This is a genomic window from Streptomyces sp. NPDC024698, from assembly GCF_055559015.1.
The window spans coordinates 606,555-623,698 of record NZ_JBVHLK010000003.1 but is presented as its reverse complement, the minus strand read 5'-3'; the positions used below and the strand labels follow the sequence as shown (position 1 = coordinate 623,698).

At 70.9% G+C, this 17,144-nt stretch carries 15 protein-coding genes; 8 read left to right on the top strand and 7 right to left on the bottom strand.

Annotated elements, in window-relative coordinates; genetic code table 11:
• Positions 1-40: 40 nt before the first annotated feature.
• Positions 41-856 (bottom strand): TVP38/TMEM64 family protein, encoded by an 816-nt coding sequence (locus ACZ4AA_RS10675; protein ID WP_467598760.1) that lies wholly within the window; start codon positions 854-856, stop codon positions 41-43.
• Positions 857-905: 49 nt separating this feature from the next.
• Between ACZ4AA_RS10675 and ACZ4AA_RS10670 the strand changes: the two genes are divergently transcribed.
• The 3 genes from ACZ4AA_RS10670 to ACZ4AA_RS10660 all read left to right on the top strand — a co-directional run bounded on the left by ACZ4AA_RS10670 (position 906) and on the right by ACZ4AA_RS10660 (position 4,165).
• Positions 906-1,640: a DNA alkylation repair protein gene (locus ACZ4AA_RS10670; protein WP_467598757.1), complete on the top strand. Its 735-nt coding sequence runs from the start codon at positions 906-908 to the stop codon at positions 1,638-1,640.
• 358 nt (positions 1,641-1,998) lie between these two features.
• Entirely contained in the window at positions 1,999-3,168 is a 1,170-nt protein-coding gene (gene tuf / locus ACZ4AA_RS10665) for an elongation factor Tu (protein ID WP_467598754.1), read from the top strand.
• Positions 3,169-3,319: 151 nt separating this feature from the next.
• Positions 3,320-4,165 carry a spermidine synthase gene (locus tag ACZ4AA_RS10660; RefSeq protein WP_467598751.1) on the top strand — a complete coding sequence of 282 codons (846 nt, stop codon included), beginning with the start codon at positions 3,320-3,322 and terminating at the stop codon, positions 4,163-4,165.
• A 70-nt stretch (positions 4,166-4,235) separates the two neighbouring features.
• Here ACZ4AA_RS10660 and ACZ4AA_RS10655 read toward each other — a convergent pair whose 3' ends face one another.
• The 3 genes from ACZ4AA_RS10655 to mmsA form a co-directional block, all read right to left on the bottom strand.
• Entirely contained in the window at positions 4,236-5,342 is a 1,107-nt protein-coding gene (locus ACZ4AA_RS10655; protein WP_467598748.1) for a substrate-binding domain-containing protein, read from the bottom strand.
• Positions 5,343-5,422: 80 nt separating this feature from the next.
• A complete protein-coding gene (gene mmsB / locus ACZ4AA_RS10650; RefSeq protein WP_467598745.1) occupies positions 5,423-6,721 on the bottom strand; it encodes a multiple monosaccharide ABC transporter permease in 1,299 nt (432 codons plus the stop codon).
• On the bottom strand, positions 6,718-8,265 hold the full coding sequence (gene mmsA / locus ACZ4AA_RS10645; protein ID WP_467598742.1) for a multiple monosaccharide ABC transporter ATP-binding protein: 1,548 nt from the start codon (positions 8,263-8,265) through the stop codon (positions 6,718-6,720). Before mmsA ends, mmsB begins: the two co-directional genes overlap by 4 nt.
• Positions 8,266-8,536: 271 nt before the next feature.
• On the opposite strand from mmsA, the gene ACZ4AA_RS10640 reads away from it, so the two are divergent.
• The gene (locus ACZ4AA_RS10640; protein ID WP_467598739.1) at positions 8,537-9,730 is read left to right on the top strand and encodes an ROK family transcriptional regulator; all 1,194 of its coding nucleotides are present in this window, start codon (positions 8,537-8,539) and stop codon (positions 9,728-9,730) included.
• A 286-nt stretch (positions 9,731-10,016) separates the two neighbouring features.
• Here ACZ4AA_RS10640 and ACZ4AA_RS10635 read toward each other — a convergent pair whose 3' ends face one another.
• Both ACZ4AA_RS10635 and ACZ4AA_RS10630 read right to left on the bottom strand, forming a co-directional pair.
• Positions 10,017-11,339: an MFS transporter gene (locus ACZ4AA_RS10635; RefSeq protein ID WP_467598737.1), complete on the bottom strand. Its 1,323-nt coding sequence runs from the start codon at positions 11,337-11,339 to the stop codon at positions 10,017-10,019.
• Between the two features lie 270 nt (positions 11,340-11,609).
• Positions 11,610-12,653 carry a DUF8017 domain-containing protein gene (locus ACZ4AA_RS10630; RefSeq protein ID WP_467598734.1) on the bottom strand — a complete coding sequence of 348 codons (1,044 nt, stop codon included), beginning with the start codon at positions 12,651-12,653 and terminating at the stop codon, positions 11,610-11,612.
• 385 nt (positions 12,654-13,038) lie between these two features.
• Here ACZ4AA_RS10630 and ACZ4AA_RS10625 point away from each other — a divergent pair, with 385 nt between their 5' ends.
• Both ACZ4AA_RS10625 and ACZ4AA_RS10620 read left to right on the top strand, forming a co-directional pair.
• The gene (locus tag ACZ4AA_RS10625; RefSeq protein ID WP_339135340.1) at positions 13,039-13,476 is read left to right on the top strand and encodes a DUF4442 domain-containing protein; all 438 of its coding nucleotides are present in this window, start codon (positions 13,039-13,041) and stop codon (positions 13,474-13,476) included.
• A gap of 637 nt (positions 13,477-14,113) precedes the next feature.
• On the top strand, positions 14,114-14,449 hold the full coding sequence (locus tag ACZ4AA_RS10620) for a hypothetical protein (RefSeq protein ID WP_467598731.1): 336 nt from the start codon (positions 14,114-14,116) through the stop codon (positions 14,447-14,449).
• Here the strand turns inward: ACZ4AA_RS10620 and ACZ4AA_RS10615 are convergent.
• The gene (locus tag ACZ4AA_RS10615) at positions 14,427-14,858 is read right to left on the bottom strand and encodes a PaaI family thioesterase (RefSeq protein WP_467598728.1); all 432 of its coding nucleotides are present in this window, start codon (positions 14,856-14,858) and stop codon (positions 14,427-14,429) included. The two genes, ACZ4AA_RS10620 and ACZ4AA_RS10615, sit on opposite strands and share 23 nt — an antisense overlap.
• A gap of 332 nt (positions 14,859-15,190) precedes the next feature.
• On the opposite strand from ACZ4AA_RS10615, the gene ACZ4AA_RS10610 reads away from it, so the two are divergent.
• Positions 15,191-16,240: an NAD-dependent epimerase/dehydratase family protein gene (locus ACZ4AA_RS10610; protein WP_467598725.1), complete on the top strand. Its 1,050-nt coding sequence runs from the start codon at positions 15,191-15,193 to the stop codon at positions 16,238-16,240.
• A 134-nt stretch (positions 16,241-16,374) separates the two neighbouring features.
• Positions 16,375-17,025 carry a DedA family protein gene (locus ACZ4AA_RS10605; RefSeq protein WP_467598722.1) on the top strand — a complete coding sequence of 217 codons (651 nt, stop codon included), beginning with the start codon at positions 16,375-16,377 and terminating at the stop codon, positions 17,023-17,025.
• The last annotated feature ends 119 nt before the right edge of the window (positions 17,026-17,144 follow it).

The following is a 17,144-nucleotide window of genomic DNA, read 5'->3' as shown; positions in this document are numbered from 1 at the left end:
CGGGTCGCGACCGTTCCCTCGTACCGGTGTCGTGCGGGTGTCAGTGGCCGCGCAGGTGGTGGCGCTTGCGCCAGGCCACCACCGTGCCGACCAGGGCGGGGACGGTGATCAGGGCCATCGCGATCAGGAACGCCGGCGAGGTCGGGGACGAGGCGCGGGCGCCGGCGACGGCGTACGCGGCGGTGTTCGGGATCGAGCCGAGCGCCGTCGCGACCAGGAAGGGCAGCCAGCCCATGCGGGAGACGGCGGCGCAGTAGTTCGCGGCCCAGAACGGCACCCCGGGAAACAGCCGGGCCACCATCATGGAGCGGAAGCCGTGCCGGCTGAGCTGACCGTCCGCCGCCTTCAGCCAGCGGGCCCGCAGCAGCGGCCGCAGCGCGTCCTGCCCGAGGATCCGGCCGAGCCCGAACGCGGCTCCCGCGCCGAGCACCGTGCCCACCAGCGCCGTTCCCAGGCCCAGTTGGGATCCGAACACGGCGCCTGCCGCCAGGTTGAGCAGCGGCCGGGGCACGAAGGCGACCGTGCACAGCCCGTACGCCGCGGCGAACGCGACGGCCGCCGCGGCGCCGCCGAGCTGGGGCGGCCAGCCGTCGGCGAGCAGGCGCTGCGGGTCGAAGAGGAACACGCTCGAAGCGGCCGCGGCGAGCAGCACGACCAGCAGGGAGAGCCGCGCCCAGGGCGAGCGCAGTGCTCTCAGCAGGCGCGCGGCCGGGCCGGTGCGGACGGCCGCCGGGACCGCGGGCGCGGCGACGGCACTCTCCGGGCCGGCGACCGGGTCGGCGGCGGTGAGCTCCGTGGCGGCGGCCCGGGGAGTGGCCGTGGCGGTGCCCCCGGAGCGGAGGGTGGCATCGAGCATCCGGCGAGATTAGCCGACGCGTGTGTGTGATCGCCGTATGGTTCGTCTCATGGGCGTCACAGCTTCCGGAACGTCGGGTGCGCGGTTCGGGGTGCCGGACAGCGTTCTCGCGGACACCCTCCTGGACCGGCTCACGACCGCCTACCCGGCGGCGGCCGACCCCGAGCGGGCGGCGTCGATGCGCGCGTACATGAAGGACGTCGCCCCCTTCCTCGGGCTGAGGACCCCCGAGCGCCGTGCCCTGTCCCGCACCGTGCTCCGCGACACCGCGCGGCCCGACGAGCGGGACTGCGCCGCGCTGGCCCTGCGCTGCTGGCGGCTGCCGGAGCGCGAGTACCAGTACTTCGCCGTCGACTATCTGCGCCGCCATGTGGCGCGCCTGTCCTCGGGCTTCCTGCCGGTGGCCCGGCATCTCGTCTCCACCGCCCCCTGGTGGGACACCGTCGACCATCTCGCCGCGCACGTGGTGGGAGGTCTGGTGGCCGCGGATCCGCGCCTGCGCGCCGACATGGACGCCTGGATCGAGGACGAGGACCTGTGGGTCGCCCGTACCGCGCTGCTCCATCAGCTCCGGTACAAGGACGCCACCGACACCGGGCGCCTCTTCGCGTACTGCGTCCGGCAGTCCGGCCATCCCGACTTCTTCATCCGCAAGGCCATCGGATGGTGTCTGCGCGAGTACGCCAAGACCGACCCGAGCGCCGTACGGGACTTCGTGGCCGCCGAGCGGGGAAGGCTCGCGCCGCTCTCCGTGCGCGAGGCGCTCAAGAACATCGGCCCCTGAGCCGGCGGACCTCCCGGGCCGCACCCCACGAACCCCACGAAACCTGCGGCACCACCCCCGCCCCACCGGTCCACCGGGCACAGAAAATCGTTCGACGCGGCCGGACCCGTCGGAGATGATCTCCTCATGTTCCGGTACGCCTTCCTCCTCGCAGCATCCGCGGTCGCGGACGCGCCGAAGGCTGCCGTCCCGATCGTCACGGCAGCCGTCGACGGCGCCCGAAGCTGACCCTTCCCGGATCGTCCGGCGGACCCCGCAGGGGGAGGGTCGGTAGCTCCTGGGGGTCCCCGTCCCGGCCGGTACGCGCCGGGGCCATCACTCGGCTCCGCCGACATCGAAGAAGCTTCGAGGAACCGCCATGCCCAAGACGGCTTACGTGCGCACCAAACCGCACCTGAACATCGGCACCATGGGTCACGTCGACCACGGCAAGACCACCCTGACCGCCGCCATCACCAAGGTCCTCGCCGAGCGCGGCTCCGGCACGTTCGTCCCGTTCGACCGGATCGACCGGGCGCCGGAGGAGGCCGCGCGCGGCATCACCATCAACATCGCGCACGTCGAGTACGAGACCGACACCAGGCACTACGCGCACGTGGACATGCCGGGCCACGCCGACTACGTCAAGAACATGGTCACCGGCGCGGCCCAGCTCGACGGGGCGATCCTCGTCGTGTCCGCGCTGGACGGGATCATGCCGCAGACCGCCGAACACGTGCTGCTCGCCCGGCAGGTGGGTGTCGACCACATCGTCGTCGCCCTCAACAAGGCCGACGCGGGGGACGAGGAGCTCACGGACCTGGTCGAGCTGGAGGTCCGCGAGCTGCTCTCCGCGCAGGGCTACGGTGGCGACACCGTGCCCGTCGTCCGGGTGTCCGGCCTCAAGGCGCTTGAGGGGGACCCCCGTTGGACGGCGGCGATCGACGCGCTGCTCGACGCCGTCGACACCTATGTGCCGATGCCCGAGCGCTATCTCGACGCGCCGTTCCTGATGCCGGTCGAGAACGTGCTCACCATCACCGGACGCGGAACGGTCGTCACCGGTGCCGTGGAGCGCGGCACGATCCACGTCGGCGACCGGGTCGAGGTGCTCGGCGCGGGCGTCGACACCGTGGTCACCGGTCTGGAGACCTTCGGCAAGCCGATGCAGGAGGCGCAGGCCGGCGACAACGTGGCGCTGCTGCTGCGCGGAGTGCCCCGCGACGCGGTCCGCCGCGGGAACGTCGTCGCCGCGCCCGGCAGTGTCGTGCCCAGCAGCCGTTTCACGGCGCGGGTGTACGTCCTGTCGACGCGCGAGGGCGGCCGTACGACCGCGGTCGCCACCGGGTACCGGCCGCAGTTCTACATCCGTACCGCGGACGTGGTCGGCGATGTCGACCTCGGTGAGCTGCCCGTCGCCCGGCCGGGCGACACCGTCGAGATGACGGTCGAGCTCGGCCGCGAGGTGCCGCTGGAGCCCGGCCTCGGCTTCGCGATCCGCGAAGGCGGCCGCACGGTCGGCGCCGGGACGGTGACCTCGGTCGGCTGACGCCCGGCCGAAGGACGGGAGACGGGGTCCGCCACGAAAGGCGGGCCCCGCTCTCGTCGCCGGGGGACCCGGTTCCCGCGGACGAGGCGGGGCCGTTCCCGTGGACGGGGCGGCCCCGGGCGCCTCGCTGTGAGTGCCGCACAATGGACCCGTGGACGAGCCGATACCCGTGACGCGGGCCGTGGATCACGGGACCGCCAAGCTGATGCCCGACGTCGACCGCGAGCGGGCGTGGCTGCTGACCGTGGACGGCGCGCCCCAGTCGTACGTCGATCTGGACGAACCGACACACCTGGAGTTCGAGTACACCCGGCGGCTCGGGCACGTGCTGGACACGGTGGCTGAACCCGGGCGCGCCCTGGACGTGCTGCACCTCGGCGGCGGGGCGCTCACCCTGCCCCGCTACGTCGCGGCCACCCGGCCGGGTTCACGCCAGGACGTGGTCGAGGCGGACAAGGGCCTGCTGGAACTGATCGCCGAATGTCTGCCGGTGCCCGACGGCACGGGCATCGAGCTGCACCGGGCCGACGCCCGGGCCTGGACCGAGGCCGCCGCCCCCGGCTCCGCGGACATCCTCATCGCGGACGTCTTCGGCGGCTCGCGCGTGCCGGCGCATCTGACCTCCACCGCCTACGCGAGCGCCGCCGAGCGCGTGCTGCGCCCCGGCGGCGTCTACCTCGCCAACCTCGCGGACGCGGCGCCCTTCGCCTTCCTGCGCTCCCAGCTCGCGACGTTCTCCACCGTGTTCGAGGAGATCGCCCTCATCGCCGAACCCGGGGTGCTGCGCGGCCGGCGCTTCGGCAACGCCGTGCTCGTGGCCTCCCACCACCCGCTCGACACGGCGGTGCTGGCCCGTCGTACCGCCGCCGACACCTTCCCGGCCCGGGTCGAACACGGCCCCGCGCTGCGGGACTTCATCGGCGGGGCGGCTCCGGTGCGCGACGAGGACGCCGTCCCGTCGCCCGAGCCGCCCGGCGGGTCCTTCGGCATCGGCTGACCTGAGCCCGGGATCGCCGCTGTCCCGCACCCGGTGGACTCCGGGCCGGGACAGCGGCGCTGAGGGCCGGTTACTTGGTGAGGGGCGCCAGCTGCGGGTCGTTGGCGTAGGCCTCGGCCGCGTTCTCCTTGGTCACGATGACCGGCGGGAGGAGGTACGACGGGACGACCTTGGAGCCGTTGTTGTACGACTTGGTGTCGTTGATCTGCGGCGTGTCGCCCTTCTGGAGGGACTGGACCATCTTGATGGTCTCGGCGACGAGCTTGCGGGTGTCCTTGTTGATGGTCGAGTACTGCTCACCCGCCATGATCGACTTCACCGACTCGACCTCGGAGTCCTGTCCGGTCACGACCGGGACCGGCTTGCCGGCGCCCTTGACCGAGGTGATGATCGCGCGGGCGAGCGTGTCGTTGGGCGACAGGACGCCGTCGAGCTTCTTCTTGCCGTTGTACGTCGAGGTCAGCAGGCTGTCCATGCGGGACTGGGCGTTCTCCGCCTTCCAGCCCTGGATCGCGGTCTGCTTGATCGCCGTCTGGCCCGATCCGACAACGATGTCGCCCTTGTCGATGAGGGGCTTCAGGACGCTCATCGCGCCGTCGAAGAACACCTTGGAGTTGTTGTCGTCCGGGGAGCCGGAGAACAGCTCGATCGTCCAGGGGCCCTTCGGCTTCTTCGCCTTCATGCCGTTGATCAGGGCCTGGCCCTGAAGCTGGCCGACCTTGTAGTTGTCGAACGCGATGTAGTAGTCGACGTCCTTGGTGTTGGTGATCAGGCGGTCGTAGGCGATGACCTTGGCGCCGGCCTGCTTGGCCGCGGCGACCTGGGTGGCGAGCTGCGAGGCGTCGGTCGCGCCGATCACGATGACCTTGGCGCCCTTGGTGACCATGGAGGAGATCTGCGCCTGCTGGTCGGCGACCGTGGTGGAGGCTCCCGCGTACTGCACGTCGGCCTTGAAACCGGCGCTCTTGAGCCCGTTGGTGAACAGGTCGCCCGCGAGCACCCAGTTCTCCGAGGTCTTCGCGGGAAGCGCGACGCCGATGAGGGAGCTCTTCGCGAATCCCTTGGCGTCGCCGCTGCCGGAGGTGGAGCCCTCGCGGTTGTTGGAGCATGCCGTGCCCAGGCCGAGCAGTGCGACGGCGCCGACGGCGGCGATCCCTCTGATGATGCCTCTGCGCATGGTGGGGTGAGCCTTTCTTACGGTGGTACGGGGTGAGTGGGACGCCGTGGAGGACGGCGCGCTGGGTGACGACTCGGCGTTCAGCTCGTGACCTCTGCCTTGTCGGAATCGGTGGACTGCCCGGACGGTTGGGCCGGGACGGCCGCCTCGTCGCGTTGGAACGGGCGCGCCAGTGTCCCGATGATCGAGAAACGCCCCTGCTTCTTGCTGTAGACGTCGAACGCGACGGCGAGCAGCAGGACCAGGCCCTTGATGATCTGGACCATGTCGGAGCCGACGCCCTCCAATTGGAGGCCGTTGTTGAGCAGGGCCATGACGAGACCACCGACGATGGAGCCGCTGATGGTTCCGAGACCGCCGGAGACCGCCGCACCGCCGATGAAGACGGCCGCGATGGCGTCCAGCTCCCAGCTCAGTCCGTCCTGGGGGCCGGAGGCGGCCGACCGCGCCACGAAGATCATGCCCGCCAGTGCGGCGAGGACGGACATGTTCATCATGACGAAGAAGTTGACCTGCCGGAGCTTCACACCGGACAGCTCGGCCGCACGGGAGTTGCCGCCGACGGCGTAGATGTGACGGCCGCCGATGGTGTTGCGCGTGTAGTACGAGTAGGCGAGCACCAGGACGATGAGGATGATGCCGGAGATGGGCACGCTCGTCCCGATCCGGCCGCCGGCGAACCGCAGCGTCGCGAAGATGATGACGGTCAGCATGACGGCGAGCCGTATCCCGGCCACCCACAGCGGAGCGGCGTCGGCGTTCATCTCGCGCCGGGTCTGGCGCGCCTTCCACTCTCGCCACGCCACGCCCAGACAGGCGGCCAGGCCCAGCAGCAGGGTCAGGTTGTTGTAGCCGGTGTCGGGACCGACCTCCGGCAGGAATCCGGCACCGATGTCGCGGAAGCCCGTGGGCACCGGCACGGTGTCGGCGTTGCCGATGTACTGGTTGCCGCCGCGGAACAGCAGCATGCCGGCCAGGGTGACGATGAACGCCGGCACCCCCACGTAGGCGACCCAGAAGCCCTGCCAGGCGCCGATCGCCGCGCCGACCAGGAGGCCGAGCACGATGCCCAGGGGCCAGGGGAGCGAGTACTCCTGCATCACCTTGGCGACCACGATGCCGGTGAACGCCGCGACCGAACCCACCGAGAGGTCGATGTGGCCGGCGACGATCACCATCAGCATGCCGATCGCGAGGATCAGGATGTAGGAGTACTGGCTGACCACGGCGATCAGGTTGCCGGAGGTCAGGGTCAGCCCGCCGGTCCAGATCTGGAACAGCAGGACGATCGCCACGAGCGTGGAGATCATGCCGAACTGCCGGGCGTTGGAAGTGGTACCTCCGAAGAGGTTCTTCTGAAGTTCTGTGATGCGGCTCATGTGGTCGCTGTCTTCGTGAGAGAGGTCATCTTCTTCATCAGGAGTTCCGGGTTCGCGTCCTGCCGGGTCACCTCACCGGTGATGGCGCCTTCGAACACCGTGTAGATGCGGTCGCACAGGCCGATGAGCTCGGGCAGCTCCGAGGAGATGACGATGACGCCCTTGCCCTGACCGACGAGCCGCTGGATGATCCCGTAGATCTCGTACTTGGCGCCCACGTCGATCCCGCGGGTCGGCTCGTCGAGGATCAGCAGGTCGGGATCGGTGAACATCCACTTCGCGAGGACCACCTTCTGCTGGTTGCCACCGGAGAGCTTCACCACGCCCTCGTCGACACTCGGGGTCTTGATCCGCAGGCTCTGGCGGTACTCCTCGGCGACGCGGTGCTCGCGCACCGGATCGACGACCCGGCGCCGGGCGATCTTCGACAGCTTGGCGGCCACCATCGAGGTCTTGATGTCGTCCAACAGATTGAGACCGATGGACTTGCGGTCCTCGCTGACATAGGCGAGGCCGTGCTTGATGGCGTCCGCCACCGACTTCAGCCGGATCTCGCCGCCGTCCTTGAAGACCCGGCCGGAGACGTAGTGGCCGTAGGAGCGGCCGAACAGGCTCATCGCGAGTTCGGTGCGGCCGGCCCCCATGAGGCCGGCGAAGCCGACGATCTCACCGCGCCTGACGGTGAAGGCGGAGCCCTTGCACACGAGCCGGTCCTCCGCGGTCGGGTGCTGCACCGTCCAGTCACGGACCTCGAAGAACACCTCGCCGATGGCGGGCGTGCGGTCGGGGAACCGGCTGTTGAGCTCCCGGCCGACCATGCCCCGTACGATGCGGTCCTCGTTGACCCCGTCGGCCTCGACGTCGAGGCTCTCGATCGTCCGGCCGTCGCGCAGGATCGTGATGGTGTCGGCGACCGCCTCGATCTCGTTGAGCTTGTGCGAGATCATGATCGAGGTGATCCCCCGCTCCCGGAAGCCGCGCAGCAGATCCAGCAGATGCTGCGAGTCGGCCTCGTTCAGGGCGGCGGTCGGCTCGTCGAGGATGAGCAGCTTCACGTCCTTGGCGAACGCCTTGGCTATCTCGACGAGTTGCTGCTTGCCGACGCCGATGTCCTTGATCAGGGTGTCCGGGTCCTCCTGGAGCCCGACCCGTTCCATCAGCTCCACGGCCCGCCGTTGCGCGGTCTTCCAGTCGATCGCGCCGCGTCTGCGCGGCTCGTTGCCGAGGAAGAGGTTCTCGGTGATCGACATGCCCGGGACCAGCGCGAGTTCCTGGTGGATGATCACGATGCCGGCCTGCTCGCTGGCCCGGATGTCGTGGAACTGGACGTTCTCGCCGCGGTAGACGATGTCGCCCGTGTAACTGCCGTGCGGGTGCACCCCGCTCAGCACCTTCATGAGCGTGGACTTGCCGGCGCCGTTCTCGCCGCAGATCGCGTGGATCTCGCCCTCGTTCACCACCAGGCTGACGTCCTCCAGGGCCTTCACGCCCGGGAACGTCTTGGTGATCGAACGCATCTCCAGCAGGACGGGGGTTGCGCTCATGAGCGGAACCCCGCGCTGCGGAGGCCGCGCCGGTCGCACGAGTCCGATCGGTGCGGGACGCGAATTTTCATGGACATCAACTTGCCTCCGATGGCACTGCCTGGTGCCTCCAGCTCCTGCGTGTTTCGTCTGCGGGACCGGACTTTAAATCCATTTGTTTTACTAAGTCAACGCCCCGGCGGCGGTATTGTCAGTGAGCTGGCACAAGAGAGGACGATTCGTGCGGCAAGCAGGAACAAATCTCCCCAAGGTCGGGCGATACAACCGGGCGGTGGTCCTCGACCAGATCCAACTCACGGACGGCATCAGCCGGGTCGAGATCGCTCAGCGGACCGGCCTCACCCCGCAGACGGTCTCCGGCATCGTGCGTCGGCTGCTGGACGAGGGGATCGTCCGCGAGGACGGCGCCAGCCGGGTCGCCAGTGGGGGCAAGCCCCGTACCACCCTGCGGATCAACGCCGACGCGGGCAGTGCCGTCGGACTCGTCTTCGACCCGGTCGAACTCACCTGTGCCGTGGTCGACCTGCTGGGCCGGCCGCTGGTCGTCATCCGGCGGCCCACCCCTCCCGGCACCGATCCCTCGCATGTCGTGTCCGCCATGGCCGACCTGGTCGCCGAGGTGCTGGACGAGGCGAAGACGCCGCGGGAGAAGGTGCTGGGTCTTGGCCTCGCCACGCCGGGACCGATCGACCAGGAACTCGGGGTGATCGTCGCTCCGCCCCAGCTCGCGCACTGGACGCGGGTGCCCTTGCAGAGCATGCTCGGTGACGCCACCGGGCTGCCGGTGACCCTGGACAACGACGCCACCGCCGCCGCCATCGGCGAACGCTGGTCCGGGGTCGGCAAAGGGGTCGGCAACTTCGCCTATCTGTACCTCGGCACGGGCATCGGCGGAGGTCTGATCCTCAATCACCAGGTGTACAGGGGCGGTTCGTTCAACGCCGGCGAGTTCGGTCACTCCTCGGTGCTGCCCGACGGACCGGAGTGCTACTGCGGCAACCGGGGCTGTCTGGAGGGGCTGGTCAACCCGTCCGCGATCGTCTCCGAGACACACCGTCGGCTCGCCGCGGAACCGGGCGTCGGCAGTGCCCTTTCGCCCTCGTTCGAGCGGGACCCGGCCTCCGTCGACCACGCAGCGATCCGGCTCGCGGCAGGAGCCGGTGACCCCGTCGCGGCGGCCGTCATCGACGAGGCCGCGGAGCATGTCGCCTCGCTCGCGGTCAGCATCGCCAACTTCATCGACGTGGACCTCATCATCCTCGGCGGTCACGGCCTCCAGCACGTGGAGTCGCGCTACGTCGACATCGTCGCCTCGGCGCTGGCCACCAGACCGCTGGCCCGGCACATCCGTACGGTGCAGGCCGCCGCGTCCCCGCTGGGCGCGGACGCCGCCGTGGTGGGCAGCGCGGCGCTGGTGCTGCACGCGACGTACTCGCCGCAGCTGTCCTCGCTGCTGTCCGACTGAGAGGACGGGGCGGCCACTCAGTCCGAGCGGGCTGTCCGATTGGGCGGCTGTTCCGGCCGGGCCGACCGAGCGGACCCGGCAGGCGCTCCGACCGGGCCGGCTGGGCGGGCCCGCGGTCGCGATCCGGTGGGGCGGGGGCGGTTGTCACCGGGCCTGGAACGCTGCCCGAGGCCTGCGGCGAACTGACTGGTGTACCCATGCGGCTCCGTCGCTCCGGACCGGCGTGCCCCGCGTGCTGGGGTCTTCACGGGTGAGGCCGCTCCCGTGGGTGACGGTAACGCGGCCGTCACCCGAGGAGCCCGGTGGATCCCTCCGTCTCGGCGTGCACGCGCCCGGCGCCGGACATCGCCGCGGGAGTGCCCTGCGCCACCGCCCGGGAGCGCCGCGTCAGGTTCCGTACGTCCGGGACGCACAGCACCGCCGCCGTGACCACGACGACGAGCGTGGCACAGCCCCACAGCGCGGGCGTCCGGCCGAACGCCTGCTCCACGGGACCCGCCAGCGCCGTGGCCAGCGGAACCATCGCGATCGACCCGAACCAGTCGTAGGCGGACACCCGCGAGAGCTTGTCCTCGGGTATCTCCTGGTGGAGCGCGGTCATCCAGGACACGCCGAACACCTCGATCGCCAGACCGCTGACGAACATCACGGCGTACAGCGGACCCACGGACAGCGGGATCGCGAGCGCGGCGGCGGGTGCCGCGAGCGGGAAGACGCACAGGGTGCCCGCGAACAGCAGCCGACGCGGCTTCCAGCGGGTCATCAGCAGCGCGCCGCCCACGGTCCCGACGCCGAACGCGCCGAGCGCCAGACCCCAGGGGCCCGGTCCGCCCAGACTGTCCCGGGCGACCAGCGGACCGTAGACCGCGTCCGCGGCCCCGACGACCGCGACCACCACGGAGAACTGCGCGACGATCGTCCACAGCCAGGGCCGTCCGACGAACTCGTGCCAGCCGTCGCGCAGATCGGCGAACAGACCGCCGCCGGGCTCACGCGGCGGTATGTGGCCGACGTCGAGGAAGGCGCGCAGCGCACCGGCGACCGCGAAGGCCACCGCGTCCACGGCGAGCACCCAGCCGGGTCCGATCACGGCCACCAGCGCGCCGCCCAGGGCCGCGCCGCCGACGCCGGCGCCCTGCATCGCCATCCGGAACATCGCGAACGCGCGGCTCGCCTGCTCGCCGCGGACGGAGGACATCAGCATGCCCTCGGCGGCCGGGTTGAAGAAGGCCTGTCCGGTGCTGCCGAGCGCGGACAGCAGCATCATCTGCCACAGCCGTGCCTCGCCGGAGAGGACCAGGACGGCGAACGCGGCCTGCGACACGCCGTTGAGGGCGTTGGCCGCGACCATCACCCGGTGCCGGGGCAGCCGGTCCGCCACCGCTCCGCCGATCAGCAGGAACAGCACCAGCGGCAGGGTGCGGGCCGCGGCCACCAGACCGACGTCGCCTCCGTCGCCCCCGGCGCCGAGCACCGCGAACGCCGAGGCGATCAGCGCGCCCTGGCTGCCCAGGTTGGTGACGACCGCGGCGGCGGTCAGAAGGGTGTAGTTCCGGCCCGCCCACGAGGGGCGGCGGGAGGGTCGGGCGAGGTCGGCGGCTGAGGTCACCGGGAGACTATCGCCGCCCGGTGCCCGACTTGCCAAACCCGAGGTGGGACACCCTTTACGGCACCCGGTCCGTCCGGCTGGGGCGGCGGCCCGCTCGCGTGCCCAGAGCCGTCGTGCCGCGGATGCCAGGGCCGGACGCTCACGCTCCACTTCGCTGTCGTGGAACCCGGCGGCCGCCCCGGGCGCAGAGCCCGGGGCGCAGAGTCCGGGGCGCAGAGTCCGGGGCGCCCGGAGACGTGCGGCCCCAGGCCGTGGCCGACCCCTGGCGGCTCAGGAACCTGTCGGGTCGCCGTGCAGTCGTACGGTGCCGAGGATCTTCTTCACCGTCGCGTCCGGGATCTCCTCCGAGACGCCCTTGGCGGCGTAGAGCGTCCAGGACACGAAGTCGCCCGCCGAGTTCTTGAAGGCGAAGGTGGTCGCCTTGCCGTCGGAGTCGCACTTGCCCTTCTTGGCGACGCCCTTGGAGTACGTCGTCGCGACGCTGCCCTCGACACCGGACGCCGTGGTGAACGCCTGGGGCTTGCCGATCTTCAGCAGCTTCTTCGAGGCGTCCTTCTGGTCGGTGTAGCCGCCGAAGACCCACCACGCGGAGTCATTGCGCGCCACGTCGTCGGTGTTCTTGGCGCCGCTCTGGCCCTTGGTGCCCGCGGCGGCGAGCGCGGTGTCCTCGGTGCGGCCGTCCTTGTTCGCGTCGGACGTGCACCACTTCTCCTTGAGGAACGCGGGCGCGGACATGCCGATGAGCGCGGAGCCGTCGCCCTTCTTGTCGTCCTCGAATCCGATGAAGGTGCCGGGAGTGCTGACACTCCAGTCCGGCGGCACGTCGAAGGCGGTGCCCCACTTCGGGTTCACCACGACCTTCCAGCCGGCGATCGTCGCCTTCTCGCCGTCGCCACCGCGCGGGTCGGCCTCGCTCGCGCTCGCGCCGGCCGACGTGGAGGCCGACGCCTTGGGGGACTTGGACGAGTCGCCGCCCGCCTTGTCGTCGTTCTTGTCCTTGTTGCCCAGGACCAGGAATCCGGTGACCCCGGCGGCGATCACGACGACCAGGGCCGCGACGATCGCGGTGATCTTCGTCTTGTTGCCGCCGCCACCGCCGTCGCCGGGCACCTGAGGCGTGCCGAGGGGATCCGACGGCGCTCCCCACTGCGGCTGCCCCGGCTGCTGTCCGTACGGGCCCGGCTGCTGTGGATACCCCGGCTGCTGGTACCCGGGCTGCTGATACGGATTCGGTTGCTGGTACCCCGACTGCTGGTAAGGGTTCTGGTCCTGCGGGTTCTGCTCGCCCCCGGGCGGCTGCTGTCCTGGCCACATGGCTGGTAACGATAGAGGGGCCTGTGACCCGGGTGCCATGGCGGTCCCCCAAACGACCGCGTCATCGGGCCACTTGTCCCATTGGTCCCGGCCGCAGCCTTGCCTGACGTTCCATCAGATTGCTTTCCCTGCCTGGATCTTGATGTCGGACGTCACGCTTCCGCGCTGTCCGGGCGACCTGGCGGCGCCGACATCGTGATCATGGGCCGTCGCGGCCAGGTCGCCGTGGGACGCCTCTGCCGTCGCGTTTCGTCGGGCCTGCACCGGAGTGCGGCTCCGCATTCGGCCGGGACGCCTTTCGGTGCCTTCTGGTGCAAACGTCGGGGGGCGGGTCTGGCCAAGGATTCCTACTCATGGGTAACATCGGGGCATGAGCGCAGACCAGATGACGATCGGCGAGATGCTCGCCGCGACCGTGCCGATGGCCCGGACCCTGAATCTCGAGTTCGTGGAGACCACTCCGGAGAAGGCCGTCGTGGCGCTCCCGGACCAGGGCGACTTCCACAACCACGTCGGCGGACCGCACGCCGGAGCCATGTTCACGCTGGGGGAGTCGGCGAGCGGGGCGATCGTGCTCGCCGCCTTCGGGGACCAGCTCTCCCGCGCGGTGCCGCTCGCGGTCAGCGCCGAGATCGCGTACAAGAAGCTCGCGATGGGCCCGGTCACGGCCACCGCCACGCTCGGGCGCCCCGCGGCCGACGTCGTCGCCGAGCTGGACGCGGGTCAGCGCCCCGAGTTCCCCGTCACGATCGCCATCCAGCGCGGTGACGGCGCGGTCACCGGCGAGATGACCGTGATCTGGACCCTCCGCCCGAACGGCTGACGTCCGGCCTGCGGCACCCCGGCTCCCTCCAGGTTCCTGACGAGCCTCGGGGGGCGGCCGGGGAGATCCTTCGCGGACCGCCCGCCGGAAGGGTGCCCACCCTGGCGGGGCCGGTGCGGACCCACGCGGACCGGCCCCGGCCGGACCCGAGGCGGAGGCCGCCGGCGCGAGCGTCGCCGGGCGCCCCGCGGCCCGGACCGGCGTTGTCGGTGGCCGCCGATACGCTGATGCCATCCAGCGTTCAACGACTACCAGTCGGGGATGCTGCTGACGCCCCACCCGACGTGGAACCCCGGGTGGGGCGTGCTGCTGTCAGGACCCGCCACCGATCACGCCCATTCGGTCCCGCGACCGAGCGGCGGCCGCGTGAGCCGGCGGGTGTGCCCCCGGGGCGTGTTCCAGGGCGTGTTCCGGATGTCGCGCGCGCCGCGGAGCCCCTGGACGCCGTACGGCGACTCCTTGCTCCGGGCGTGTCCCCGGGTGCGGCCGCCACGTTGAAGCTTGGGTAACGACAGGGACTCGCCTCACGAGGGCGGGCCGCCGACGAAGACCCCGCCGACCGGCCAGGGTGAACCCTGAAGGACCTGGTCCAGCCGTTCGCCGGGCACTCCGGTCATCAACGTGAGAAAAGGGCGCCGTGAGTGGGACGTTGCTCGACCTCGCCCGGGACTACGAGGGCGAGGCATCCGGTCTGCCGGTGTGGAAGCGTCACCGGCGGGCGCTCCTGGGATCGGCGCGGCTGTTCCGACGCATGGTCTGCAACCGTGAGGCGGCCGACCCCGGCCGGATCACCATCACCTGGACGATGCTCATCGACATCCCCCAGCGCTGGTGCCTGCGGCACGGTTACCGGGCCGTCCCGGGACCCGACGGATACGTCATCCGGCGCGGTGACGAGCCGCCGTTCGTCGCCGCGCCGGGGGACACGCTCCGGTGGGACGGGGAACGGGTCACCGTGGAACGGGAGCGGTGAACTTCCCGCCGCCGTGCACTCGGATGTTCACGGTCTGGGTGACCCGGGTGCAGAGCCGATGCCGGTCGTCCTCGATGTCGCACTCCACGACCGCCGTGTCGCGTCCCACCCGCAGCACACGGGCCTTCGCGTACGCGGTTCCCTCGCGCACGGGCCGCAGGAAGTGCGTGGTGGAGGTGGTGGTGGCGGGAACGGCGCCCGCGGGACCGTTCAGCGCCGCGCACACGGCCGAGGCGACATCGGCGAGGCCCATGAGCGCACCCCCGTGCAATCCCCCTCCCGCGGTGGACAGTTCGGGCACGAAGTCGAGTTCGGCGTCCACGCCCTCCGCGGACAGGGCGGTGAAGCGCACGCCCAGGGTCCTGGCGTAGGGGGCCATCGCGTAGATGTCGTCGGCGGTGACGGTCACATCGGGCTCCTTGTGGGAGGGGCGGGGCACAAGTTGATGATCCTTTCTATCAACTCCCTTGAGAAAGAGGGGCGTTCCCGCGAGTGAGCGAGGGGCGGTGCGACGAGCGGTGTGACGGGCGCGCGGCGAGCGCCGTGCCCCTCCCGGCGCGAGGGCCGTCGTCGCCGCGCCGGCGGCCCGGAACTCCAGGAGCTCACCACGGCCTGGCCGGGGGATTGAACGCCTGTTCCCTTCCGGCCCTCCATGCCCGACCCTGACCTACGAGCGATGCGCGCACCGCCCGCGGGACAGGGCGGGTGACGCGCCGGGGAGCGGGACCGAGGAGTGCGAGCGTGGACGTACGAGGGCAGGGCACCGTTCTGGTGACCGGTGGCAGCGGGTTCGTCGGGAGCCATCTGGTGAGGCGGCTGCTGGAGCGGGGCTACCGCGTCCACACCACCGTACGAAGCATCGCGGACACCGCGAAGGTGGCACCCCTCCAGGAGATGCGGGAGTCCTTTCCCGGCAGGCTCGAACTGTTCGAGGCGGATCTGCTGGCCGACGGGTCCTTCGACGCGGCGATGAGCGGCAGCGCGGTGGTCTTCCATGTGGCGTCGCCGTTCCTGATGCCGGAGAAGATCAAGGACGGCCGCAGGGACATGGTCGACCCGGCACTGCTCGGCACCCGCAACGTGCTGGCCGGGGTGGAACGGACACCGACGGTGGGGAAGGTCGTCCTCACCTCCACCGTCGGCGCGATCTTCGGCGACTACGTCGACGTCCGGGACATGGACGGGGGTGTCCTGTCGGAGAAGTACTTCAACACCACCAGCACGGTCGAGAACAACCCGTACCACTACGCGAAGACGCTCGCCGAGCGCGAGGCGTGGGCGGCGGAGGCGGCCCAGGACCGCTGGCGCCTGGTGTCCGTCAACCCCGGTCTGGTCCTCGGCCCGTCCCTCACCCCCGCGTCGCGGTCCGGCAGCCTCTTCCTGCTGGACGAACTGTTCAAGGGCTACTTCTTCTACGGCGCACCCGACTTCAGCTTCACCACGGCGGACGTCCGCGAGGTCGCGGACGCGCACATCGCGGCGGCGGAACACGAAGACGCCAAGGGCCGCTACATCGTCGCGGCCGAGACGATGACGTCCTTCCACGCCATGGCGCGTGTCGTCCGCGGCCGGTATCCCCGGGCCCTCCGGCTGCCCCGCAACGCGCTCCCGCACTGGCCGGTCCGCGTCCTCGGCCCGGCCTTCGGACTGACCCAGGACTACATCCGCAAGCACCTCGGCATCCGGTTCCCCGTGGACAACGGCAGGAGCGTGCGGGAGCTGGGGATCACCTATCGTCCGGTCGAGGAGACGCTGCTCGACCACTACGAGAGCTGGCGGCGGCGGGCGTGACGAGCCCCACGTCCCGGCCCCGGTTCATGCCGACCAGGTAGGCTGCCCGGCGAGCGCTCCGGGGAAGCGCACCCCGGTGATCACGCGAAACGCGGTCGGCCGGGTCACGTACACCGAAACGGGAGGAACCGGCGTTGCACGTCCAGGACTGGCTCGAGACGGTGCCCGCGGTCAGTATCTACGCGCTCGTGGCCCTGGTCATCGGCCTGGAGAGCCTGGGCATCCCGCTGCCCGGCGAGATCGTCCTGGTCTCGGCCGCGCTGCTCTCCTCCCAGCACGGCGGCATCAACCCCGTCGTCCTCGGCGTCTGCGCCAGCCTCGGGGCCATCGTCGGCGACTCCATCGGCTACGCCATCGGCCGCAAGGGCGGACGCCCCCTGCTCGCCTGGCTCGGCGCGAAGTTCCCCCGGCACTTCGGCGAAGCCCATGTCGCCACGGCGGAGCGGTCCTTCCAGAAGTGGGGCATGTGGGCCGTCTTCTTCGGCCGCTTCATCGCCCTGCTGCGGATCTTCGCGGGTCCGCTCGCCGGTGTCCTGCGGATGCCGTACTGGAAGTTCCTGATCGCCAACGTCCTCGGCGGCATCATCTGGGCCGGCGGCACCACCGCGGTCATCTACTACGTCGGTGTCGTCGCCGAGTCCTGGCTCAAGCGCTTCTCGTGGCTGGGCCTGGTCGCCGCGGTGCTCGTCGGTCTCGCCTCGATGCTGATCGTCCGCCGCAAGGCCGCCAAGTCCGCCGCGGAACACGGCACCGCGGAGGCGGAGCCCGTCCCCGCCGCCGACTAGCGCGGTCCCCGCACCTCCAGCGGCGCGCGCCGCCGCACTACTTCCCGGTCCCGCGCGCCGAACTACTTCCCGGTCCTGGCACGCGCGCCGAGCCGCTTCCCGGTCCCGGCACGCGCGCC